Raw genomic sequence first — 23,452 nt, 5'->3', positions numbered from 1 at the left:
AGCTGCGCAAGCTTGCGCACGAGACTGCTTGAGTCGCGCAGATTTCGCAAGAGCCGCGCAAACTCGTCCGTGTGATGAGCGGGTTTGACTGCTATCGTCGCCGGATGCTGCCCCAGCGCCGCTACGACCTGATCCTGCGGACCCTGCGCGTGGAGGGTCCGGCGCCGGTCGGCGTGCTGGCCGAGCGGCTCGGCGTCAGCCCGGCGACGGTGCGGCGCGACCTGGTGCACCTCGATCGTGAAGGCCTGCTGACCCGCGTCTACGGCGGGGCGGTGGCGTGCGCGGACGACGACGAGCCGTTCGCGCAGGTCGCCGCCGAACGGGCCGACGACAAGGAAGCCGTCGCCCGCCGCGCGGCCGCGCTGGTCGCCGACGGCGACACCGTGCTCCTCGACATCGGCACCACCGCGCACCGGCTGGCCCGCCACCTGCGCGACCGCGCGCTGACCGTGATCACCAGCAGCCTCGCCGTCTACGAAGAGCTGAAGGACGCCGAAGACGTCCAGCTCGTGCTGCTCGGCGGGGTGGTGCGTCGCAGCTATCACTCGATGGTCGGGTTCCTCACCGAGGACGCGCTGCGCCAGGTGCGCGCCGGCACCGTCTTCCTCGGCGCCAGCGGGATCCGGTGCGACGGCCAGGTGATGGACTCGACGGTCGTCGAGGTGCCGGTGAAGCGGGCGATGGTCGCCGCGGCCGACCGCGTGGTGCTGCTGGCCGACGCGGGCAAGTTCCCCGGTACCGGGCTCGCGAAGGTGTGCGGGCCGGAGGCCCTCGACATCGTCGTCACCAGCGTGGGAGCCGACGAACCGACGTGCGCGGCGCTCGGCGAGGCCGGCGTCGAGGTGCTGCGATGAGGCTCGCGCTGCTCGGCGGCGGCGGGTTCCGCGTCCCGCTGGTGCACGGCGCGCTGCTGGCCGGGGGCGACAGCACCGAACTGGTCCTGCACGACGTCGACGCCGGCCGGCTCGCGGCGATCGAACGGGTCCTCGCCGAACAGGCGGCCGGTGTCCCGGGCGCGCCGCGGGTGCGCACGACCACCGATCTGCGCGCCGCACTGTCCGATGTGGACTTCGTGTTCTCCGCCATCCGGGTCGGCGGGATGCGCGGCCGGCGGCTCGACGAGCAGGTCGCGTTCGCGGAAGGTGTGCTGGGGCAGGAAACCGTGGGCGCGGGCGGGATCGCGTACGGGCTGCGGACGGTCCCGGTCGCCGTCGCGCTCGCCCGCACGATCGCCGAGGTCGCGCCGCGCGCGTGGGTCGTCAACTTCACCAACCCGGCCGGGCTGGTCACCGAGGCGATGGCGGAGGTGCTCGGCGAGCGTGTGATCGGCATCTGCGACTCGCCGGTCGGGCTGTGCCGCCGGGTGGCGCGCGCCCTCGGCGTTGACCCGGCCGCGGCGCGATTCGACTACTCCGGGCTGAACCACCTCGGCTGGCTCCAGGCGGTCCACGTCGGGGGTGAGGACGTCCTGCCGCGCCTGCTGTCCGATGTGGACGCACTGGAGTCGTTCGAGGAAGGGAAACTCTTCGGCGCGGACTGGCTGCGCGTGCTGGGCGCCCTGCCGAACGAGTACCTGCACTATTACTACTTCACCCGCGAAGCCCTGGGCGTGGCGTCGCGCGGGGCCTTCCTGCTGGAGCAGCAGAAGTCGTTCTACGCGGACCCGTCGCTGGCTTCGTGGGACCGGACGCGGCTGGAGCGCGAAGAGACGTACATGGCCGAGACGCGCGAAGGCGAACGCGAAGACCTCGAAGGTGGCGGCTACGAGAAGGTCGCGCTGGCGCTCATGCGCGCCCTCGCGGGCGGCGAGCGGGCCACGTTGATCCTCAACGTCCGCAACGGATCCGCGCTTCCGGGCGTTCCGGCGGACGCGGTCGTCGAGGTGCCGTGCGTCGTCGACGGCGCGGGCGCGCGTCCGCTCGACGCCGGGCCGTTGCCGGACCACGCGCTGGGTCTGGTGACGGCGGTGAAGGCCGCCGAGCGGGCGACGATCGAAGCGGCGACGACGGGTTCGCGGGAGGCGGCGCTGCGGGCGTTCGCGGTGCACCCGCTGGTGGATTCGGTTTCCGTGGCGCGCCGGCTGCTGGACGGGTACGTCGCCGCGCACCCGGAACTCGCGTACTTAGGAAGCCAGCGCGCGTAGCAGCGGAGCCAATCGTTCGGCGAGGCCGGCGTCCAGATGGCGGGTCTCGGTGATCAGGAGTTCGGTGACGGCGCGGAAAGCCCGCGAGAGGTCTTCGAGCCCGTGCGCGAGTGTCGTCTCGAACTCCGCCAGGAGTGCGGCGGGCAGCTGGTCGAGGCCCCGGCCTTCGCCCGCGGGCACGTCGTGCCGCACGCACGCCAGGGACAAGGCGTACTCGCGTACCCGGCTGATCATGTACTCGGCCTGCCAGGCGCGCCCGCGGGCGATGCTCGACCGTGCGTGCAACGCGTGCAGCCACGCCAGGTCGACAAACCGCCGCGCGTCGGGCAGTGGCGACGGCTCGCGGTCGTTCGTGGTGCCGAACAGCAGCCGGAACTTCGGTGAGGTCGCGCCGAAGTCCGCTTCGGGCCAGAAGGACAGATCGACCTGAAGGGTGTTCTCCAGGAGGAACACGCGGTAGACGGTCCGTTCGAACACGACCTCCATGTGGTGCTCCGCGCCGTGGTCGCGGTACAGCAGCGCCGTGAAGTCGGCGAGCACCCGCTCGGGCTCGGTCGTCTTGAAGGCCAGGTCGATGTCGGACCACGCGTCTTCGGCGTCGAGCGCGGCCGAGCCGGTGAGCGCGGCGGCGGTTACGCGGTCGTCCGCACGGGCCGCCGCGAGCAGGGCGCTGCGCAGCAGGTCCCTGTCCCCCGGTGTGTACACAACCCCAGGCTAGCGGGCGCACAGCGTCCGCACAGGCGACCTCTTTAGCCTCGGATTCCCGACATCCAGGACGGAGACGGACATGGACCACCACGAGGGCCAGCGGGTCAGCAGGCGGCGGCTCCTGGCCGGGGTGAGCTCGGTCAGCCTGACCGGGCTGCTCGCGGCGTGCTCGGGCTCCACCGCCGTCACGACGAGCACCGGCGCGAGTGTGACGCCGGACGCGATCACCACGAAGGACCTCACGGATCTGTTCCAGGACAGCGGAAGCTGCACGCTCACCGCGTCGACCACGCAGGGGCCGTACTACTTCGACGCCGACAAGATCCGCGCCGACGTCCGGGAAGACCGGCAAGGCAAACGCTTGCGCGTCGCGCTGAAGCTGCAGGACAGCGAAACCTGCAAGCCGCTGCCGAACTCCGTCGTCGAGATCTGGCACTGCGACGCGGCGGGGCTCTACTCCGGGGCGGAATCGCTGTCGTCGGGCGGGCCTGGTGGAGCGCCGCCGGGTGGCGGGCCACCCCCGAGTGGCGGCCGGTCGCCCGGCGGTGGTGGGGACCAGGGTGACCTGACCCCCACCGACGACCAGCGTTACCTGCGCGGCGCCCAGGTGACGAACGCGGCGGGCATCGTCGAGTTCACCACGATCTGGCCCGGCTGGTACCGCGGCCGGACCACGCACGTCCACGTGCTGGTGCACGTCGGCAACCAGCGGGTGCTGACCACGCAGCTGATGTTCGACGAGAAGCTCAACAGCGCGGTCTACGCCGAGCAGCCGTACGCGGCGCACACCGGCCGGGACACCTTGAACGACAACGACTCCATCTTCAAGGACACGATGCTGATGACGGTCAAGGCGGACGGCGACGGCTACCTCGGCGCGCACGTGCTCGTTGCCGACTCCGACCGCGACGGCAGCTAGACGACGAGCGCGTTGAACTCCGCCTCGGCCTCGTCGCGCTCGGCGTGCAGGAGCCACGCCCGCTCGGCGATGTCGTCGGGGTCCAGCGTGCCCGGCATGGAATCCGGGGCCTGCTCGGTGAACATCCGGTGGATGTCGCCGCGCTCGATGACGCCGCCGATCGTGAGCGTCCCGGCGTAGACACCCTTGTCGCGCAAGGCCGCGTTGAGCGTCAGGACGTACATGCGCAGCGCCGCCGCCGCGGGGGCGAAGCTGCCGAGCAGCGGGATCGGGTACTTGCCGCTGATGCCGCCGGCGAACAGGAGCGAGCCCGTGCCGCGCTCCAGCAGGCGCGGCAGGACGGCCTGGGTCACCTGCGCGGCCGGGAGCACGATCGACTCGAACGGCACGCGCAGATTGTCGGCCCCGGCTTCGGTCAGCGGGGCGATCGCCGAGCCGACGCCGAGGTCCGCCGGGCCGAAGTACACCGCGTCGATCTCGCCCGCTTCGGCCGTGATGCGCGCGAGGACCGCGCGGACCTGGGCTTCGTCGGTGACGTCGGCGGTGTAGGTGTGCGCGGTGATGCCGGCTTCGGCGAGCGACGCGTGGTAGGTCGCGTGCCGCGCGTCGGTGCGTGAGACCAGCGCCGGCGTGAACCCTTCGCGGCCGAACCGATGCGCGATCGACAGGCCGAGCCCGGGACCGACACCCAGGACGGCGAGCACTTTCGACAAGAGGACCTCCTCGGAAGATAACTTGAGACTATGCTCAAGTTAGTCAGAAGGTGAGGGTGCCGTCAACTTACGTCCCGTGCGCCGAATGCCGTCCGCGGTTGGCGCCTCCGGTCCATTCGGGAGGGTGAACACTGCTCCAAGCGGGTAGAACATGTTCCAGTTTTCCGCCGGTGCCGACACCATGACCTTCGCCGTTCCGCGAGCGAGGAGTGCCCCATGGATGCCGACCTGACCCGCCGCCAGATCCTGCGCGGTACCGCGGCGGGCGTGGGAATCGCGGTGACCGCCGGAATCTCGGGGGCGCCGGCCGCCGGTGCGGCACCGCTCGTGGGGGAGTACGACGTCGTCGTGGTCGGCTCCGGCGCGGCCGGGATGACCGCCGCGCTGACGGCGGCCAAGCGCGGGCTGAGTGTCGTCGTGGTCGAGAAGGCGCCGACGTTCGGCGGGTCCGCCGCCCGCTCCGGCGCGGGCATCTGGATCCCGAACAACCCCGTGCTGCTCGCCGCCGGCGTGCCGGACACCCCGGCGAAAGCCGCGCAGTACCTCGCCGCCGTCGTCGGCCCGGACGTGCCGGCCGCGCGCCAGGAAGCGTTCCTGCGCAACGGACCCGCGATGATCGCGTCCGTGATGGCCAACAGCCCGCTGCGGTTCCGCTGGATGGAGGGCTACAGCGACTACTACCCGGAACTGCCGGGCGGCCTGCCGAACGGGCGGTCCATCGAGCCCGACCAGTTCGACGGCAACCTGCTCGGCGCCGAGCTGGCGAACCTGAATCCGGCGTACCTCGCGACGCCGGCCGGGCTTGTCGTGTTCAGCGCCGACTACAAGTGGCTGAACCTGGCCGCGGTCAACGCGAAGGGCGCCGCCGTCGCCGCCACGTGTCTCGCGCGGGGGACGGCCGCCGCGCTAGCCGGGCAGAAGCCGCTCACCATGGGGCAGGCGCTGGCCGCCGGGCTTCGGGCCGGGCTGCTCGCGGCGAACGTCCCGGTGCTGCTGAACACCCCGCTCACCGACCTGAACGTCGAAAACGGTGCGGTCACCGGTGTTCTGGTGCCGCAGGGCCTGATCCGCGCACGTCGCGGCGTGATCGTCGGCTCGGGCGGCTTCGAGCACAACGCGGCCATGCGCGCGCAGTACCAGCGGCAGCCGATCGGCACGGCCTGGACGGTCGGCGCCAAGGAGAACACCGGCGACGGCCACCGCGCGGGCCAGCGCGCCGGCGCCGCGCTCGACCTGATGGACGACGCCTGGTGGGGCCCGGCGATCCCGACGCCCGGCGACCCGTACTTCTGCCTGGCCGAGCGGACGCTGCCGGGCGGGCTGATCGTCAACCAGGCCGGGCAGCGGTTCGTCAACGAGGCCGCGCCCTACAGCGACGTCGTGCACACGATGTACGACAAGAACCCGTCGGCGCCGGACATCCCCGCGTGGCTGATCGTCGACCAGAGCTATCGCAACAAGTACCTGTTCCGCGACATCCTGCCGCTGCTGCCGTTCCCGGACGCCTGGTACAGCGCGGGCGCGGTCTTCAAGGCGTCGAGCGTCCAGGCGCTCGGCTCGGCGATCGGCGTGCCGCCGGCCGCGTTGAAGTCCACAGTGGACCGGTTCAACGGCTTCGCGTGGGCGGGCGTCGACCGCGAATTCCGCCGCGGCGCGAGCGCGTACGACCACTACTACACCGACCCGCTGGTGCTGCCGAACTCCTGCCTCGCGCCGCTGTGGGCACCGCCGTTCTACGCGCTCAAGCTGGTCCCCGGCGACCTGGGCACGAAGGGCGGCATGCGCACGGACGCCCGGGCGCGCGTGCTGCGCCCGGACGGCTCGGTGATCCCCGGTCTCTACGCCGCCGGCAACGCCAGCGCGGCCGTGATGGGCCACAGCTACGCGGGCGCGGGCTCGACCATCGGCCCGGCGATGACGTTCGGCTACATCGCCGCGAACGACGTCTAGAACTCCTTCTGCACCAACGGAAGCACCTCGGTGCCGAGCAGCTCGATGGCCTTCATGACGTCTTGGTGCGGCACACCGGACCAGTCCATCTGCAGCGCGTACCGGTCGGCGCCGGTGAGCTTGCCGACGGAGATCAGCCGCTCGGCGATCTCCTGCGGGCTGCCGACGAACAGGGCCTGCGCGCCCTGGGCGTACGTGTCGTACTCGGCGCGGGTCGGGATCGCCCAGCCGCGGGCCTTCGCGCCGTACTTCATCGTCTCGAGCCAGTACGGGTAGAACTTCTCCTTCGCGTCCTGCGAATTCGGCGCGATGAGCCCGATGGCGCTCATCGTGACGTGCAGGTCTTCAGGCTGGTGCTCGCCCGCTTCGCCGGCCTGGCGGTAGAGGTCGACCAACGGCGCGAAGCGCTCCGGCCGGCCGCCGATCACGGCGTAGACGACGGGCAGGCCGAGCAGGCCCGCGCGGATCGACGACTCGGGGTTGCCGCCGGTGCCGACCGAGATGCGCAGCCGCCTGCCGTACGGGCGGGGGAGGATCCGCACGTTGTCGAGCGGCGGCCGGAACCTGCCGGACCAGGTGAGCGGGTCCTCGCGGTCGATCCGCAGGAGTAGCGCGAGCTTCTCTTCGAAGAGCTCGTCGTAGTCGCCGAGGTCGTTGCCGAACAGCGGGAACGACTCGGTGAACGACCCGCGCCCGGCCAGCAGCTCGGCGCGACCGTGGCTGAGCTGGTCGAGGGTCGTGAACTGCTGGTAGACGCGCACCGGGTCCTCGGTGCTCAGCACGGTGACGGCGGAGCTCAGGGTGATCTGGTCGGTGACGCTCGCGGCCGCGGCCAGTACGGTGCCGGGGCTCGAGATGGCGTACTGGTCGAGGTGGTGTTCGCCGAGGCCGTAGAAGTCCAGGCCCAGCTGGTCGGCGAGCTTGATCCGCTCGAGGGTGTTGGCCAGCTGCTGGGCGACGGAGACCTGCTCGCCGGTGCGGGGGTCCGGCGGCCGGTCGCCGAAGCTGTAGATACCGAGTTTCATAGAGCGTTCAACTACCTCTCGGTCTGATTCGTTCCCGGCGCAGGTCGGGCGGCTCCGCTGAGGGCTTGACCTGCGTGTTCAGGTCGACGGCTCCGGTTCGGCAGTGGCCCGGCAGCGGCCCGGCTCCGGCCCGGCAGTGGCTGGGCGGGGTGCCGGACGGCTTGGTGGACAGCCGGCGCCGCTGCCGCCTCGGATTGTTCCCGCCGGGTCGGCCGCGATGACCACCCCCGCGCGCCCGCCTCGGCGGCACCCGCGCGGGTGTGCGAGCCGGCGCGGGGTGCGGGCTGTGAGCCCGCCCGTGGCTGGGCGGGCGTCTCGCGTGATCGGGCGGGCATTACTCGTGATGGTGCGGGCGTCTCGTGTGTCTGGGCGGGCGTCTCGCGTGATCCGCGGGGCATCTCGCGTGACTGGGCGGGCATCACTCGGACCTTGCGGCCGGGTGCTGGGTGGCCGGAGCTTCGGGTGGTGGCGTCATCCGAACCTTGCCTGGATGGCTTCGAGGTTCGTCTCCGACAGCCGGAGGGCGGCGGTGCGGAGGCTGAGGCCGTCGCGTGTCGCCTGGTCGACCATGTTCGTCACCAGTTCGCGCATGCGGGTGCGGACCTGGGCGAAGGCCTCGTCGGCGTCCGCGCCGATGTCTCCGAAGAGTGTCCACCACCACCAGGAGTTGGTCGCCGAGTTGGCCACGAAGTCCGGCACGACCGGGATGCCGCGGGCGCCGAGCAGGTCCTCCGCGTCCGCCGTCACTGGCATGTTCGCCGCCTCGACGACGAGCTTCGCGCCGATCCGGGCCTGGTTGCCGGCGTCGACGCAGTAGGAGACGGCCGCGGGCACGAGCACCTCGGCCGGGACGTCCAGCCACGCTTCCGGCGGCAGCAGTGCGTCGCCGGCCTTCAGGTGGTCGCGGTTGATGCCGCCGAAGCGATCCCGGTGCCGGAGCAGGTTCTCGACGTCCAAGCCGCTCGGGTTGGTGACGACGCCGTGGACGTCCGAGACGCCGACGACGTCGAGCCCCGCTTCGGCGAGGAACCGCGCGGTGGCGCCGCCCATCGAGCCGAAGCCCTGCACCACCACCCGGTTCGGGCCGCCGCCGAGACCCAGTATGTCGAGCCCCGTCAGCGTGGCCTGGGCGACGCCGAGGCCGCCGACCAGCTCGTCGAGGCCCAGCCCGCCGACCTCGATCTTGAACGCGGCCGCGAGCCGTCCGGTCGCCGCGTCGCGGTCTTCGAGCAACGGGTGGATCGCCTGGATCGAACTCCGCAGGCCGATGTCCGCGATGACACCGTCGATGACGTCCTGGCGCAGGCCGAGGTCCTCGCCCAGGGTCCAGTACCGCTCGATCAGCGGCCGCATCGCGCGCAGGTAGCGGGTGACGACGTCGCGGGCGTTCTCGTCGTACGGGTCGGAGTCGATGCCGCCCTTGGCCCCGCCGAGCGGGATGTAGCGGCCGGCCGGGTCGTAGTTCAGGCCTTCCTTGAGCGTCATGCCCCGGGCCAGGCCGCGGACCTCGGAGAGCGTGCAGCCGCGGCGCATCCGCAGGCCGCCACTGGCGACGCCGCGCACGAGCCGGTCGATCACCAGGTAACCGCGGCACCCGGTGACCGGGTCGGTCCACGTCACCTCGAGGAATCCGGCTTCGGTCATCGCCCCTCCTGATTGACGAGTCAGTTACGGCCCAGCTCGTACGTCATGGCCTGCTCGACCCACCTCGCGCAGTCCGCGGTGGTGACGGTGCCTTCGCGCGCCACGACCTGCATGGCCAGACCGTCGAGCAGCGCGGTCAGCCGCCACGCGGCGCCCTGCGGATCCGGGCACCGGAACTCGCCGGCCCCGACACCTTCGGCGATCAGCATGACGACGGCGTCCCGCCACCGCAGGTCCAGCCGCTGCAGGACGGCGCGCAGCTCGGTGTCGCGCATCGCCGCGGCGCCTGCCTCGATCCACAGTTTCCAGCCGTGGGCGGGCTCGGTGGGGCCGTAGAGCGCCAAGACGGCCCGCAGCCGCGCGCCGACCGGGCCGCCGCGGTCGAGTTCGCCCCGCAGGACCGCGAGGTTGTTCTCGGCGGCCTGCCGGAAGGCCTCGATGATGAGGGTTTCGAGGGTGCCGAAGTGGTAGAAGATCAAGGCCGTGCTGACGTCCAGGGCCTGAGCGACGTCGGCCGCCCGCACCCCGGCGATGCCCCGCGCGCGGACCTGATCGAGCGCGGCGAGGACGATCTCTTCCCGCCGCACCGACACCGACTTCCGCGCCATGCGGCTCACCGTACCCTCTGCTGACTGGCCAGTCAGTATCGCGGCTCGTGGCCGTCGTCCGCCGGTTCGATCACCACGGGCTTCCCGGCGGTGGACCGGACGAGCTGCTCCCTCGTCCGGGCGTTCCGGCCGGTGTGTGTCCCGCTGCCGAAGTAGTACCAGACGACGCCGTCGAGCGAAACGCTGTTCCTTGCGGGGCAACGGATGTGCTGTCCACGGCCGGGGAGGAACCGGCCTCGCCGTGGCGGAGTGAGGGGCTCACGCCGTCCAGTGCGGGTCGCGGCCCAGGTACCGGAGCAACGTCGAGACCGCGTCGTCGTCGGCCAGTGCGGGGAGCGCCGGGGCGTAGGCGAACCCGCGCAGGGGCTCGGCCAGTTCCTTCGCCACCGGCAGCAAGGCTTCCGCCAGTTCGTTGGTCAGCAAGGACTTCCGGCCGGTCGCCGTCGTGATGTCCCAGGCGTGGACGGCCGCGTCCAGGGCGGCCGCGCCGACGGCCACCGGGGCCGGCAGCGCGCCCTGGGGGAGTGGCGTCGGGACCGCGACGGTGTCGGGGGTGATCGTCGCGAACGCGGCTTCGGCCACCGCCAGGGTGGGTTCCAGGAAGTCGCCTGCCGGGACGGTGAGGGTGCCCGACGGGGCGAACGGGTTGAAGTCCGGGCCCGGCTCGCCGGTGATGGACGCCGCGTAGCCCAGCTGGTCGCCCGCCGCGTGCTGGAGGACCTGGGTGACGGTCCACTCCGCGCACGGGGTCGGGGCCGACCAGTCCTCGACGCCTTCGATCGCCGCGCGCAATGCCGCGTGGGCCTGGTCCAGGACGGGCCAGGGGCGGGAAAGCCCGGCGAAGAACCGGCGGATGTCGGCGACCAGGACCTCCGGCGCTTCGTGTGCCGCGTAGTGGCCGGCGGCGTCGCGCGGGCCGCCGCTTCCGGTGGTGACGTCGTAGCTGTGCCAGCTGACGATGTTCGCGTGGTCGCGCTCGGCGAAGCGGCGGATCGACTGGAAGTCGCCCTTGAACATCGCCAGGCCGGTCGGGACCGTGGTCGGCTCCGAGGGGCGCGTCGTCGCCTGCGCGTCCTCGTAGTAGAAGCGGATCGACGAGCCGCCGGCGCCCGTCAGCCAGTACAGCGCGACGTTCGCCAGGACGAAGTCGGCGTCCAGGTTTTCGCCGAACAGCTGCGCGTTCCACGCCAGCAGGCCCAGCGGCGAGTCGGCGAGCGCGAACGCCAGCGTGTGCGGCTGCTGGCTGTGCAGCGTGTTGAACGAGAACATGTTCTCGTAGAACCACTGCAGGTGCGCCAGCGCCGCCTGGTCGGCCGCGCTCAGGTCCGCCATCTCCGCCGGGTCGCCGGACGGGAACGAGTACAGCTGCGTGACGTGCACGCCGACGACCTTCCCCGGCGCGAGCCGGCCGATCTCCGGCGAGATCATCGAGCCCGCGTCGTTGCCCGCCGCGCCGTACGACTCGTAGCCCAGCCTCTCCATCAGCTCGGCCCACGCCGCCGCGGTGCGGTGGGTGCCCCAGCCCGCCGCCTTCGTCGGGCCCGAGAAACCGAAGCCCGGCAGTGACGGGATCACGAGGTGGAACGCCGGTGCCCCGGGCGACGCCGGCTCGGTCAGCGGGCCGATGACGTCGAGGTACTCGGCGACCGACCCCGGCCAGCCGTGCGTCAGCACCAGCGGGGTGGCGTCCGCGCGGGACGACCGGACGTGCAGGAAGTGGATCGTCTCGCCGTCGATCTCCGTCACGAACTGCGGGTACGCGTTGAGCCGCGCCTCGAAGGCCCGCCAGTCGAACTTCTCCAGCCAGTACTCGGCCAGGGCACGGACCCGCTCGTTCGTGACGCCGTACCCGGCGGGCAGGTCGTCCGGCCAGAGCGCGCGCCGGAGCCGCCCGTGCAGGTCGTCCAGCGCGGACTGCGGGACCTCGGCGCGGAAGGGGCGGAGGGCGTTCGTCATGTGCTGCTCCTCGGAACTCGGCGGATCTGACTGGAACGGAATGCTTCGTTCCGTACGATAGCAGAGCGGAACGATCCGTTCCAGTGCTAATCTCGGGGCATGCCCGAGCCAGCCCTGCCCGGCCGCCGCGGCCAGGCCGCCCGCAACGACGTCGTGATCCTCGACGCCGCCCGTGACGTCTTCCTCCTGGACCCGAAGGCTCCGATCTCGGCCGTCGCCAAGCGCGCGGGCGTCGGCATCAGCGCCCTCTACCGCCGGTACCCGAGCAAGGAGTTCCTGCTCTGCCGGCTCTGCCACGACGGCCTGCGCCGGTTCATCTCCGAAGCCGAGGTCTCGGTGGAAGAACCGGACGCCTGGCGGGCCCTCACCGGCTTCCTCCGCCGGGTGGTCGACGCCGACGTGCACTCGCTGACCACCCACCTCGCGGGCACGTTCACGCCGACCCCGGAGATGGGCCTCGACGCCCAGCGGGCGAACGAGCTCGCGGCCGGGCTCGTCGCCCGCGCGCACGAGAGCGGGCGGCTGCGCCGCGACGCCGTCACCGAAGACGTCGGCATGATCCTCGAGTGCTGCGCGGCGATCCGCGTCGACGACCCGGCGCGCACCAGCGAGCTGCGGCAGCGGTACCTCGCGTTGCTCGTCGAAGGGCTGGAGTCGGGCGGCGGCCCGGACCTGCCGGGCCCGCCGCCGCGCCCGGGTGAGATGAACGGCCGCTGGCGTCACTCCTGACGGCGGTGCGGGGGCGCCGCCGGATGGAGGTAACGAATTCCGGGGATGCGACGACTGAACAGCAGCATCTGTCAGAGCGGCATTCCTCGACTGAACGGCGAGAACACCACTATGCGAAGAAGCTGGCGACGGACAACGATTCTGTCTTCGGTGGCCGCACTGGCCACCGCGTTCATCGCGATGGCGCCCGCCGCGGACGCGGCCCCGCCCTCCAGTTCTGTCGAAGTCAGTCCCACAACGGTACTGCCGGGACAGACATTCACCGTTTCGGAAACCATTTACAACGACCGCGATTTCACGGTCACGTTCGCGAAGGCGGCCATTTACGGCTCGCCGACCGCCATCACCGACATCGCGGACCTCGTGTCCTGCACCGGCGTGACGGACCTGGGCTGCTTCCAGGCCGGCAGCAGCTACCGCGCGCCGTTCGGCGACCTCGAGGCCGGCGGTACCCGGACCGCGGTGTTCACGTTGCGCGCCAAGGAAACGCTCACGCCGGGCCAGTTCACGCTGCAGCACCAGTTCGTCGGTGACAACTACGCCTTCGACACCCTCGACGGCCCGGTCGTCACCATCGGCGAGGCGTCGAGCCTCGCCGACGTCAAGGTCGCGCTGGCCGCGACCGGCCACGGCGGCCTGAACGCGCGCATCGACTACACGCTGACCGTGACGAACACCGGCCCGTCGGCCGCGTCCGGGATCCGGGTCGTCGCAACGTATCCGTCGGGTCTTTCGTACGCGAGCTCGACCGGTTGCGCCCACGTGGGCACCACCCGGACGCTGAACTGCGACGTCGCCTCGCTGGCCTCCGGCGCGTCCACGACCGCGAAGTTCTCGGTCAACGGCGGGCTGCTGGCCCTCGGCTCCTACACCACTTCGGTGCAGAAGACCACGAGCACGCCGACCGATCCCACCAGTGCCAACGACAGCGCGTCGAAGACGTGCTCGGCGCTCACCGGGCTCATCGTGACCTGCTGAAGGTTCACGTGAGAAGGGCCGGGCCCGTGTCCTCCGCCAGGGACGCGGGCCCGGTTCGCGTTCAGCCGCCGGCCGACGTGTACAGCTTCCGGATGTCGTCGTCGAAATAGGCGCTGTAGGAGACGTCCGGGGTGTCGCCGCCGAGCTGGTAACCGCCGATCACGCCGACGACCACGCCGTTCGTCACCCACGGCCCGCCGCTGGTCCCGTCGGGAAAACCGGGGCACGCGATCCGTTGCTGATAGGTGTCGGAACGGGTCGTCGCGCCGGTGCAGACGACCGGGGAATCGGTCGTGTCGGGGTAGCCCGTCAGAGTGATTTCGTGGTCGAATCCCTGGTCGATTCCCAGGGTGTTCGCGCCGGTCAGGCTTTCCAGGGAAGCGGTGTTCCCGGCCTGCTGAACGGTCAGGAAAGCGAAGTCGAGATCCGGGTCGGCGGAAGACGTCCAGCCGTCCGCGACGGCCGCGCTCGTCACGGTCCACATCCCGAGCGGCGCGACGCCGTCGTGGTAACCGGGCGCGAAGGCCATCCCGTCCTTGACGCAGTGCGCGGCGGTCAGCACGAGATCACCGGCGCCGGAGTGCACGACGCTCGCGCTGCAGAAGTGGCTCCCGCCGGCGAACAGCGCGCCGACCGGCGAGGTGGCCGCGGCACCGGTCGGCGCGGGCGCGGCGGCCGGGGCCGTGGTGACGGGGGCGTTCGCCGCGTAGGCGTCGTCGGCCGTGCTGCCGGCGCCGACGGCCAGGCCGGCCCCGAGGACCAGCAACGACACCACCACGACGACCACGGGCCGGAGGACTCTGTGCACCACTGATCCAGGTCACCACAGCGGTGCCGGATCGGCATCCCGCGGAGGCGGATCCACAGCGACCGCACAGCGTCGGGACTCAACGGGATTCGTGATCGCTGCGATAGCGGACCGGATCTTGGTCGCGGGCCGCCGGTCGGCTGGACTCGGTGCCGGAACATCCGACAGCCGGCACACCCGCCACCACGCCGGCAACGATCAGGTCGCCGACGCCGTGTCCGGCTTCAGCGGGGTGTGAGCCCGCGACGGTGGACCCACGCGGCGATCTCGGTCCGGTTCGCCAGCCCGAGTTTGGCCAGGACGCTGCGGACGTGGCTTTCCACCGTGCGTTCGGAGAGCACCAGCCGGTGCGCGATCTGCCGGTTGCTCAGCGCGTCCGCGACCAGTGCGGCGATCTCGCGCTCGCGGCCGGTCAGCGGGTCGGCGGCGAGCCGGACCCGCTCCAGCAACGCCGTGGCGTCCCGCAGCCAGCCGGGCATGCCGAGCCGGCGGGCCTCTTCGGCGGCCTGCCCGGCCAGGGTTTCCGCGCGCCGCAGGTCACCGCACTCGACCAGCACCGCCGCCAGCCGGACGCGGTTGTGCACGACGTACGGGCGGGCGCCCAGGCGGGTGTCCCACGCGATCGACTCCTCGAAGAGCCGGGCGGCCTCGTCGTGGCGCTCCAGAAGTGCGGCGAGGCGGGCGGACCAGCTGCTGGAACAGTCGCCGCAGAACGTGCCCGCGCCGCCCGAGGCGAACGGCGGTTCGCCGTCGAACCGGTCGGCCAGCCACGCCGCCGTTTCGAGGTCACGGAACTCCTCCACCAACGGCACCAGGTTGACGCCGACGCCGGGCGCCCGGCTGACGAAGTCGGGGTCACGCAGCAGGGGGCGCAGGGCGTCGTACCCGGCCTGGGCCTCGTCGCGCCGGCCGAGGACGAGGGCCGACAGCGGCCGCGAAATGAGCGTGATCGGCAACGGCGGCGCGATCGCCAGCAGCTCCTCGTAGCCTTCCGGCAGCTCACCCGGATCGCCGGCCATGAGGGCCAGCTGCAGCGCGAACGCGTAGGTCAGGCCGACCGTGGACCGGTCTTCGGCGAGCTCACCCCAGGCGAGCTCCGACGCCAGCCGGTTCAGCTCGCGGGACCGGGCGAACGCGCCGCGGTAGGCCGAGAGGGAGGCCTGCAGCCGCAGGCAGTGCCAGCGGACCAGGGGGAGCCGGGTCGTCGTCGCGAGGGCGGCGATCCCGGCCAGCTCGGCGTCGACCACGGGCATCGTGCCCACCTCGAACGCCGCGTCCACCCGCCACTTGTGCCCCCACAACGCCACCAGCGGCCGCCCGGTGCCACCGAGGGAGACGGCGAGGGCACCCAGCCGCAGCCGCTCGGTCAGGGGCAGGTCCGTCGGGCGGACCTTCAGCCGGGCGCGGACCGCGTCGATCCGCGCCTCCTCGTCGCCGGCCTGCTCGGCGAGGGCCAGCGCCTCGTCCGCGGTCTTGACCGCTTCGCCGCCGCGCCCGCGGTCGGCCGCGATCGACGCCGCCTGTGCGAGCAGCTTCGCCCGGACCACCGGGTCCGCGTCGGGACCGGCCGCGGTCAGCGCCGCCGCGGTCAGCTCGGCCATCCCGGCCAGCAGGTCCGGGGCGGCGACGTCCCGGACGACCAGCGCCGCGGCGACGACCAGGTCCGGCGCCAGCTCAGCGGCCTCCTTCGCGTGCTCGAAGCTCTGCGCGAACCGCCCCGCCCGGTACTCCGCCGTCGCGAGTTCGACGAGCAGGGCCGCGAGCCCGTCGTGGGCCCCGGCCCGACGTCGTGAGCCGACGGCCAACGCCAGGAACCGGGCCGCTTCGGTGAAGGCGAACGACCGGGTCGCGTCCCGGGCCGCGACCTCGGCCCAGCGCGCCGCGCGGGCGAGCGCGTCCGGGGTCGGCGCGGACCGCAGCCAGTGCCCGGCCACCACCCCGGCGAGCGCCGGTTCGTGCTCCAGGGCGGCCGCCGTCCGGGCGTGCAGGTCCTCGCGGACGCCCTGGTCGAGGTCCGCGTAGATGCCGTCGCGCACGACGGCGTGGGCGAAGCGGCGGGTCCCGGCGACGCCGGGCACCAGCACCCCGGCGCGCGCCGCCCGGTCGAGCGCCGTGACGACGTCGCCGCCCGGCCGCCCGGCCACCGCGGCGACGACGTGCGCGTCGACGTCCTCACCGAGCACCGACGCGATCGCCAGCAGCTCCCGGGCGCCGGGATCGAGTGCGGCGACGGCGGTGCGGACGAGGTGGCTCAGCTCGGCCCGCCCGCTGCCGGTGGCCGACGACCGCGCGACCGCCTTGAGGTAGAGCGGGTTCCCGCCCGAGCGCCGCAGCGCGTCCCCGACGTCGACGCCCGGCCGGCCGATCTCGGCGAGGTACGCGCGGACGTCGGGTTCGGTGAGCGGATCCAGGCGCAGGCTCTCGGTCCCCGGGCGGCCGAGCAGATCGGCCTCGAAGAAGGCGTCGCGGTAGGTCGCGACGACGGCGAGCCGGGACCGGCGGATCTCGCCCGCGAGGTGCCGCAGCAGCCGCAGCGACGCCTCGTCGGCCCAGTGCAGGTCCTCCAGGACCACCACGAGCCCGGCCGGTTCGGCCGCCGCGACCAGCGCGTCGGCGGCCAGCGCCACGAACCGGAAGCGGGCCGCGACCAGGTCGGCGCCGTCGTGACCGTCGAGGTCGGCCAGCGCCCGCGCGACCTCCGCCCCGGCGGTGGGGAGCGCCTGCAGCACCCGGCGCCACGGCCACAGGGGCGGGGCGCCGGGGTCGTCGACGCAGCGGCCCCAGACGGCGCCGGCGTCCACGACGGTCTCGACCAGCCGGGTCTTGCCGATCCCGGCCGGCCCGCCGACGAGCACCAGCGCGCCGGTGCCGCCGGCCGCCGCCGCGAGCCGCGCCCGCAGTTCCGCCACGGCACCGGACCGGCCGACGAACGGTTCGCTGCGCGTCACCCGAGCAGTATCCCCTGCGTGCCCGGTTTCAGTGCCGTGCTCCGTACTGGCACTGATGTCCGGTCGCCGGTTCCGGGCGAGAGTCGTCCTCACACGATGACCAGCGGAAAGGAACCGCCATGTACGCCACCGTCCACCAGTTCCGAGGCCCGCTCGGGGAGCTGCTCCCGGGCTCGCTCGGCACCTGCGCGTTCACCCAGGTCGGCGGCCTGAACGGCGCCGTCGTCGCCTTCTGGCCCGACGCCGCGGCCGCCGCGGCCGCCCGGCAGCCGGCCGGGACGACCTGGCTCGACACCGGCGTCTACGAGGTCGCCGACGTCCGGACCACCACCGCCGAGCCGCGGTTCGCCCAGCTCAGCTGGTTCGACGGCCCGCGCACCGCCGACCAGGCGGCCGCCGAGCGGCGGGCGAGCACCGAGCGGATCTGGCCGGCGATCCGGGACATCGAGGGCCTCGGACCGTCCTACGTCCTGACGGCGGCGGACCGCGCGACGGTCATCGTCGGCTTCGCCGCGTCGATCGAGACGATCGAGGCGACGCAGCGGGCGGTCATGAGCACCGAGCTGCTGCCCGGTGAGGACCCCGCGCTGCTGCCCGGCCCGGACCGGATCGACCTGCACCGCGTGCTGCGCGCGGACCTGCCGGAACCGGCGGCCGCGCGATGACCCGGCCCACCGCGCCCGCGTTGCGCACCGGCACCTGGACCGTCCTGAGTGGACGGACGACGGCGACCTTCGAGGTCCGCAACTTCGGGTTCAACCGCGTCCGCGGCACGATCCCGGTCACCGCGGGCACCGTCGAGGTGACCGGTGGCGAGGTGACGGCGATCGCGGCCACGCTCGACCTCGGCGCCCTCGACACGAAGAACCCGCGTCGCGACGCCGACCTGCGGAAGCCGAAGCTCCTGGACAGCGCCACCCACCCCGAGCTGGTTTTCGAGGCCACCGGGATCCGGCGGCACGAGGGCTGGGAAGTCGCCGGTGAGCTGCGGCTGCGCGGGACGTCCTGCCCGCTGACGCTCACGGTCGAGCCGCCCACCGGCGAAGGGCACGTCCGGGCGACGGGAACGCTGGACCGGGCGCCGCTCGGCGTGCGCGCGCCGCGGCCGATGATCGGCCGGTACGTGCGGATCGTCGTCGACGCCTGGCTGGCGCCGCCTAGCTGAGGTCCTTCGGGAGCAGGACGGTCGCCGGGTCGGTCGCGTCCGGTCCGGCGACGGCCTTGGGGCGGCGGTCGCGGAAGAGCCAGCCGCCGAGGATGCCGCCGACGAAGCCGAACATGTGGCCCTGCCAGCTGACCTGCTCGTCCGACGGCAGCAGCGACGAGAACTGGTAGGCGAAGCACAACGCCATCACCAGCCCGAGCACGATGTCGATCGGGTGCCGGTCGAACAGGCCGCGCACGATGATGTAGCCGAAGTAGCCGAACACCAGGCCGCTGGCGCCGGCGGTGACCGCGGTCGACGGTGAGATGAACCAGACGCCGAGACCGCTCGCGATGATGATCAGCACGCTCACACCGAGCCACTTCTTCACGCCGCGGTAGGCGGCGAGGAAGCCGAAGACGAACAGCGGGCCGGAGTTGGCCTCGATGTGGTCCCAGCTGAAGTGGAAGAACGGCGCGCTGAAGATCTCCGGCAGCGACGCGGGATCGCGCGCTTCGATGCCGAACTCCCGGCTCAGGCCGTTGCTGTCGAGGGAGTTGACGATCTGCAGCACCCACATCACGGCCAGCAGGCCCACCATCACCCACAAGGCCCGCTTGGCTTCGGCGATCATGGCTTCGGCGCTGCTCTGCGGTGTGCCCTCGCTGGTCGTGCTCACTTCGTCCCCCGTTCTCGGCTGCGCTGGCCGAAGAATAGCCGGGTCACGGCCCGGATCCGGCATTCCGGACCGAGCCGTGACTTCGGCTGTGGCGCTCAGGCCGGGCGCAGCCGCCACAACGACGTGACTTCCGCCGCGCGGGCCCGGTGCAGCGGGTCACCGGCGTCGGCGACGCGGGGGTGCCCGGGAGCCGTGTCCGTTCGGCCGGCGACTTCGAGGCCCGACGCGTCGATCCGGCCGAGCAGCTCGTCGCGGGTGCGCAGGCCGAGGTGTTCGGCCAGGTCGGACAGCACGAGCCAGGCCTCCCCGGCCGGCGTCAGGTGGCGGCGCAGCCGGTCGAGGAAGCCGCGCAGCATCCGGCTGCCCGGGTCGTACACGGCGTGGTCGAGTGACGTCCGCGGCCGGCCCGGCAGCCACGGCGGGTTGCACACCACCAGCCCCGCCCGGCCGGGTGGGAACAGATCCGCGCGCACGACCTCGGTGCGCGCAGCGAACCCCAGCCGGGCCAGGTTTTCCGTCGCGCACACGACGGCGCGGGGGTCGGTGTCCGTCGCGATCACCCGCGTGACCCCGCGCCGGGCGAGCACGGCGGCGAGCACGCCGGTCCCGGTGCCGACGTCGAACGCGAGCTCCGTGGCCGGCAACGGCGTTTCCGCGACCAGCCGGACGTACTCCTGGCGCACCGGCGCGAAAACGCCGTAGTGCGGGTGGATCCGGGCGCCGAGGGCGGGGACGGCGATCCCGCTCCGGCGCCATCCGGCCGCGCCGAGGACGCCGAGCAGCTCCCGCAGCGGCACCGCGGCCGCGACGTCGAGCGGGCCGTAGACGCCGGTGCACGCTTCCCGGACGTCCGGCGCCCGGCGAAGCGGGACGACGTGCCCGGGGTCCAGGGGCACGTACAACAGCGAGAGCAGCCGCGCCCGGTGCCCGCGGTGCGCCCGGTAGGCCGCGTGGCCGCCGGACGGCGGGGGCGGGAGCCGCCGGGACACGGCGTCGAGGAGCTGCCGCGCGGCCGGGTAGCCGCCGCGCCAGAGCAGCGCGTCGCCGGCGGACAGTGCGCGTAGCGCCGCGTCGGCCGAGAGCCCTTCGTCGGCGGGGACGGCGGGGACGGCAGGGACGGCAGGGACGGCGCGGTGTGAAGGCGGTGAAAAGAGCATGCGGGCGGGTTCGCCGGGCAGGACGAGGTGAGACACGGATTTCCGTTCTGCTGCGGCCGCGCGCGTGGCGGTGTGCCCGCGCGCGGCGCGGGGTGAGAGGGGGTTCGGGACTGCCGGAGCAGCCGGACCTAGCTCAAGACAGCAGCATGAACGGGGGTCGTCACCGGGCGAGCCTAGTGCCGGAACCCACCGGATCCGTAAGAACTCGGCGGCTGATCTCCCCGGTCCCATGGCGTACAAAGGACGACAGAGGTGATGCCGGATGACGCCCTCGGTGGTGCGGCACGAAAAGCGGCGCCGCTGGGCGGTGGTCGCCGCGGTGACCCTTGTCCTCGTGTCGGTGCCCGCCGTCGTCGCCGCGCTGCCGTCCGCGGGGGAGTCGATCGATCCGGCCCGCCTGCGCGCCCTCGTGCTGGGGTCCGCCGGACGGCCGTACCAGGGTTACGCCGAGAGCTCCGGTTCGCTCGCCTTGCCGGAGCTGCCGAACCTCGCCGACGTCGCCGCGCTCTTCGCCGGGACGACGCGGATGCGCGCCTGGTACGCCGGGCCCGACCGCTACCGCGTCGACACCCTCGGCACCGCGGGCGAGCACGACGTCTACCGGCTGCCCGACGGTGAGTACACCTGGGACTACGGCACCAACACGCTGACCGAGCTGATCGGCGAACCCAGCGTCCGGCTGCCGCGAGCAGGCGATCTACTGCCGCCCGAGCTCGCGCGGCGGATCCTTCAGGCCGCGAAGAACGACTCGGTGGGCACGCTGCCCGCGCGGCGCGTCGCCGGGGTCGACGCGTCCGGGCTGCGGCTGGTCCCGGCCGACCCGGACACCACGATCGGCCAGGTGGACCTGTGGGCGGACCCGGCGACCGGGCTGCCGGTGCGGGTCGAGGTGACCGCCCGCGGGCAGCAGGCACCGATCCTGAGCACCGAGTTCCAGCAGCTCGAACAGACGACACCGGCGGTCGAAGCGCCGCGGCCGGTGCTCGGCTCCGGCTTCTCGGTCACCAGCGCCCCGGACGTCACCGACGCCCTCGGCGCGCTGGGCCAGGCGGTGCTGCCGGACACCCTCGGCGGGCGGCCGGTGGTGTCGTCGAACTTCGGCGGGATCACCGGCGCCGCGCTCTACGGCACCGGGCTGGCGGCCTTCGCCGTCATCGCCGTGCCGCGCAACGTCGGGAACGCCGCGAGCGACGCGGCCGGGAAGGCAGGCGGTGTGGAGGTCAAGCTGACGGCCGGGAGCGTGGTGCAGCTCTCGCTCACGCCGTTGTCGCTGGCGATCGTGCGCTCGGCGTTCTCCCGGCGCTCGTACCTGCTGGCCGGGACGGTGACGCCGGACGTGCTGCGCACGGTCGCGGACGAGCTGTCGCGGCTGCGCCGGAGCGGCCGATGATCGTCACCCGCGGCCTGACCAAGCGCTACGGCCGGGTGCTCGCCGTCGACGCGGTCGACCTGGACGTGCGCGAAGGCGACCGCTACGGCTTCCTCGGCCCGAACGGCTCGGGCAAGACCACGCTGGTCCGGATGCTGCTCGGGCTGGTCTACGCGACCAGCGGCGAGATCGAGGTGCTCGGGAAGCCGGTGCCGAAACGGGTCGCCGAGGTGCTCCCGGAGGTCGGCGCGCTCGTCGAGGGCCCGGCCGCCTACCCGCACCTGTCCGGCCGCCGGAACCTCGCGCTGCTCGACGCGGCCGGGCGCGGTGGCGGCCGGCGCACCCGGCGGCGTCGCATCGACGACGCCCTGGAGCAGGTCGGGCTGGGCGCGGTCGACCAGCGGCCGATCAAGGCGTACTCGCTGGGCATGCGGCAGCGGCTCGGGCTGGCCGGCGCGCTGCTGCGCAAGCCGCGGCTGCTGATCCTCGACGAGCCGACGAACGGCCTCGACCCGCAGGGCATCAAGGAGATCCGCGAACTGCTCGTCGAGCTGAACGCGGGCGGGACCACGGTGTTCCTGTCGAGTCACCTGCTGGCCGAGGTCGAGCAGCTGTGCACCCGCGTCGGCGTCGTCGACCGCGGCCGGCTGGTGCTGGAAGAGGACCTGACGTCGCTGCGCGCGCTGACCGGCCGGGTGCTCGTCGGCACGCCGGACCCGGCCGCGGCGGCCGCGGTCCTCGACGGGCAGCTCGAATCCCGCGACGGCGAGCGCCTGGTGATCCGGCACGAAGACCCGGCGGCGCTGAACGCGATGCTCGTCGAGGCGGGCGTGCGCGTGACGTCCATCGACGCCGAGCGCCGGACGCTCGAACAGGTGGTGCTCGAGTTCACCGGCCCCGGCTCGGACCGGTTCGGGGAGGTGGCGGCCGGATGATCGGCGTCGAACTCCGGAAACTCGTGCTGCGGCCGCGGATCTGGGTCAGCATCCTGCTGCTCTGCCTGCTGCCCGCGATCGTCGGGATCTTCCTGGCGACGGCCGATTTCGCGCCGCCGCCCGGGCAGGGCGGGGCGTTCCTGTCGGCCGTGGTGAACGACGGCGCGCTCTACCCGGCGGCCGCGCTCGCCCTGGTGCTGCCGCTGTTCCTGCCGATCGCGGTCGCCGTCGTCGCGGGGGACTCCATCGCGGGCGAGGCGTCCGGCGGCACGCTGCGTTACCTGCTGGTGCGCCCGGTCGGCCGGACGCGCCTGCTGAGCGCCAAGATGGTCGCCATCGCGGTGTACGTCACCGCGGCGATCGTGATCGTGGTGCTGACGTCGCTGGTGCTCGGCGTGATCCTGTTCGGCACCGGCGGCACCCCCGGCGTCGCGGGTCCCGGCGGGCAGCCCGCCGGGGTGACGTCGTTGTCGGGGCAGTCGCTCAGCTCGTCCGGGCTGGGCCTGCGGCTGCTCGGCGCGGTGTCCTACATCGTGGTGTCGATGCTGGGGTTCGCGGCGATCACGATGTTCCTGTCGACGGTCACCGTCTCCTCGCTCGGCGCCGCGCTGGGCGGGCTGGCCGTGCTGATCACCAGCTCGGTGCTGGAAACCCTGGACGCGGCGGCGTCGGTGAAGCCGTACCTGCCGACGCACTACTGGCTGTCGTGGATCGACTTCTTCCGCGATCCCGTGCTGTGGCGCAACATCGACCACGGCCTGCTGCTGCAGGCCGGCTACATCGTGGTGTTCTTCGGCGCGGCCTGGGCGAACTTCGCGACCAAGGACGTCACGAGCTGAGGCGTCCCGTTTCGCGACGATGTTGGCGAGTCGGGCGTGAGGCGGTCGCGCGACGGCGGGCTGGTGGTTCGCCGGACGTGCGCGGCGGGTGGGCGGTCGGGGCCCGCTGCGGATGCCGGCGAGTCGGGCGTGAGGCGGTCGCGTTTGCGGAGCAGGCTGTTGTTCGCCGGGCGCGAGTCGGGCGCGGCCTGGGCGAACTT

Annotated in this window: 21 protein-coding genes; 11 read left to right on the top strand and 10 right to left on the bottom strand. The window is 72.8% G+C overall.

The window, feature by feature from the left end; translation table 11 throughout:
* Positions 1–104 precede the first annotated feature (104 nt).
* Together OG494_RS29960 and OG494_RS29955 are read left to right on the top strand one after the other, a co-directional pair.
* Entirely contained in the window at positions 105–854 is a 750-nt protein-coding gene (locus tag OG494_RS29960) for a DeoR/GlpR family DNA-binding transcription regulator (RefSeq protein WP_328444374.1), read from the top strand.
* A complete protein-coding gene (locus OG494_RS29955) occupies positions 851–2,143 on the top strand; it encodes a 6-phospho-beta-glucosidase (protein WP_328444372.1) in 1,293 nt (430 codons plus the stop codon). Before OG494_RS29960 ends, OG494_RS29955 begins: the two co-directional genes overlap by 4 nt.
* Here the strand turns inward: OG494_RS29955 and OG494_RS29950 are convergent.
* Positions 2,123–2,848 carry a nucleotidyltransferase domain-containing protein gene (locus OG494_RS29950; RefSeq protein WP_328444370.1) on the bottom strand — a complete coding sequence of 242 codons (726 nt, stop codon included), beginning with the start codon at positions 2,846–2,848 and terminating at the stop codon, positions 2,123–2,125. The genes OG494_RS29955 and OG494_RS29950 overlap by 21 nt on opposite strands.
* Before the next feature lie 82 nt (positions 2,849–2,930).
* Between OG494_RS29950 and OG494_RS29945 the strand changes: the two genes are divergently transcribed.
* Entirely contained in the window at positions 2,931–3,770 is an 840-nt protein-coding gene (locus OG494_RS29945) for an intradiol ring-cleavage dioxygenase (RefSeq protein ID WP_328444369.1), read from the top strand.
* On the opposite strand, the gene OG494_RS29940 is transcribed toward OG494_RS29945, so the two are convergent.
* The gene (locus OG494_RS29940; protein ID WP_328459061.1) at positions 3,767–4,474 is read right to left on the bottom strand and encodes an SDR family NAD(P)-dependent oxidoreductase; all 708 of its coding nucleotides are present in this window, start codon (positions 4,472–4,474) and stop codon (positions 3,767–3,769) included. The two genes, OG494_RS29945 and OG494_RS29940, sit on opposite strands and share 4 nt — an antisense overlap.
* A gap of 225 nt (positions 4,475–4,699) precedes the next feature.
* On the opposite strand from OG494_RS29940, the gene kstD reads away from it, so the two are divergent.
* A complete protein-coding gene (gene kstD / locus OG494_RS29935; protein WP_328444367.1) occupies positions 4,700–6,433 on the top strand; it encodes a 3-oxosteroid 1-dehydrogenase in 1,734 nt (577 codons plus the stop codon).
* On the opposite strand, the gene OG494_RS29930 is transcribed toward kstD, so the two are convergent.
* The 4 genes from OG494_RS29930 to OG494_RS29915 form a co-directional block, all read right to left on the bottom strand.
* Complete coding sequence (locus tag OG494_RS29930) at positions 6,430–7,458, bottom strand: LLM class flavin-dependent oxidoreductase (RefSeq protein WP_328444365.1); 1,029 nt, start codon at positions 7,456–7,458, stop codon at positions 6,430–6,432. The genes kstD and OG494_RS29930 overlap by 4 nt on opposite strands.
* Before the next feature lie 471 nt (positions 7,459–7,929).
* Positions 7,930–9,102, bottom strand: a complete 1,173-nt coding sequence (locus tag OG494_RS29925) for a Glu/Leu/Phe/Val dehydrogenase dimerization domain-containing protein (RefSeq protein WP_328444363.1) — start codon at positions 9,100–9,102, stop codon at positions 7,930–7,932.
* A gap of 20 nt (positions 9,103–9,122) precedes the next feature.
* Complete coding sequence (locus OG494_RS29920; RefSeq protein ID WP_328444361.1) at positions 9,123–9,710, bottom strand: TetR/AcrR family transcriptional regulator; 588 nt, start codon at positions 9,708–9,710, stop codon at positions 9,123–9,125.
* 258 nt (positions 9,711–9,968) lie between these two features.
* On the bottom strand, positions 9,969–11,666 hold the full coding sequence (locus OG494_RS29915) for a TIGR03086 family metal-binding protein (RefSeq protein WP_328444359.1): 1,698 nt from the start codon (positions 11,664–11,666) through the stop codon (positions 9,969–9,971).
* 99 nt (positions 11,667–11,765) lie between these two features.
* Between OG494_RS29915 and OG494_RS29910 the strand changes: the two genes are divergently transcribed.
* Positions 11,766–12,395 (top strand): TetR/AcrR family transcriptional regulator, encoded by a 630-nt coding sequence (locus OG494_RS29910; protein WP_328444358.1) that lies wholly within the window; start codon positions 11,766–11,768, stop codon positions 12,393–12,395.
* A 150-nt stretch (positions 12,396–12,545) separates the two neighbouring features.
* Positions 12,546–13,373, top strand: a complete 828-nt coding sequence (locus OG494_RS29905; protein WP_328444356.1) for a hypothetical protein — start codon at positions 12,546–12,548, stop codon at positions 13,371–13,373.
* A 61-nt stretch (positions 13,374–13,434) separates the two neighbouring features.
* Here OG494_RS29905 and OG494_RS29900 read toward each other — a convergent pair whose 3' ends face one another.
* Together OG494_RS29900 and OG494_RS29895 are read right to left on the bottom strand one after the other, a co-directional pair.
* On the bottom strand, positions 13,435–14,181 hold the full coding sequence (locus tag OG494_RS29900; protein WP_328444354.1) for a trypsin-like serine peptidase: 747 nt from the start codon (positions 14,179–14,181) through the stop codon (positions 13,435–13,437).
* Positions 14,182–14,405: 224 nt separating this feature from the next.
* The gene (locus OG494_RS29895) at positions 14,406–17,129 is read right to left on the bottom strand and encodes an ATP-binding protein (RefSeq protein WP_328444352.1); all 2,724 of its coding nucleotides are present in this window, start codon (positions 17,127–17,129) and stop codon (positions 14,406–14,408) included.
* Between the two features lie 119 nt (positions 17,130–17,248).
* Between OG494_RS29895 and OG494_RS29890 the strand changes: the two genes are divergently transcribed.
* A complete protein-coding gene (locus OG494_RS29890) occupies positions 17,249–17,794 on the top strand; it encodes a hypothetical protein (RefSeq protein ID WP_328444350.1) in 546 nt (181 codons plus the stop codon).
* Positions 17,791–18,294, top strand: a complete 504-nt coding sequence (locus OG494_RS29885; protein ID WP_328444348.1) for a YceI family protein — start codon at positions 17,791–17,793, stop codon at positions 18,292–18,294. Before OG494_RS29890 ends, OG494_RS29885 begins: the two co-directional genes overlap by 4 nt.
* On the opposite strand, the gene OG494_RS29880 is transcribed toward OG494_RS29885, so the two are convergent.
* Complete coding sequence (locus OG494_RS29880; RefSeq protein ID WP_328459060.1) at positions 18,287–18,907, bottom strand: rhomboid family intramembrane serine protease; 621 nt, start codon at positions 18,905–18,907, stop codon at positions 18,287–18,289. The genes OG494_RS29885 and OG494_RS29880 overlap by 8 nt on opposite strands.
* Positions 18,908–19,047: 140 nt before the next feature.
* Positions 19,048–20,109, bottom strand: a complete 1,062-nt coding sequence (locus OG494_RS29875) for a methyltransferase (protein WP_442874507.1) — start codon at positions 20,107–20,109, stop codon at positions 19,048–19,050.
* Between the two features lie 262 nt (positions 20,110–20,371).
* On the opposite strand from OG494_RS29875, the gene OG494_RS29870 reads away from it, so the two are divergent.
* The 3 genes from OG494_RS29870 to OG494_RS29860 are packed head-to-tail and all read left to right on the top strand — an operon-like array spanning position 20,372 to position 23,252.
* Positions 20,372–21,499, top strand: a complete 1,128-nt coding sequence (locus tag OG494_RS29870) for a hypothetical protein (RefSeq protein ID WP_328444344.1) — start codon at positions 20,372–20,374, stop codon at positions 21,497–21,499.
* On the top strand, positions 21,496–22,413 hold the full coding sequence (locus tag OG494_RS29865; protein ID WP_328444342.1) for an ABC transporter ATP-binding protein: 918 nt from the start codon (positions 21,496–21,498) through the stop codon (positions 22,411–22,413). The genes OG494_RS29870 and OG494_RS29865 overlap by 4 nt, the downstream gene beginning before the upstream one ends.
* On the top strand, positions 22,410–23,252 hold the full coding sequence (locus OG494_RS29860) for an ABC transporter permease (RefSeq protein ID WP_328444340.1): 843 nt from the start codon (positions 22,410–22,412) through the stop codon (positions 23,250–23,252). The genes OG494_RS29865 and OG494_RS29860 overlap by 4 nt, the downstream gene beginning before the upstream one ends.
* Positions 23,253–23,452 lie beyond the last annotated feature (200 nt).

Origin of the sequence: Amycolatopsis sp. NBC_00438, assembly GCF_036026695.1 — a bacterium.
Classification (GTDB): domain Bacteria; phylum Actinomycetota; class Actinomycetes; order Mycobacteriales; family Pseudonocardiaceae; genus Amycolatopsis.
Note: the sequence above shows the minus strand (reverse complement) of the source record. Positions and strands in the feature narration are given on the sequence as shown.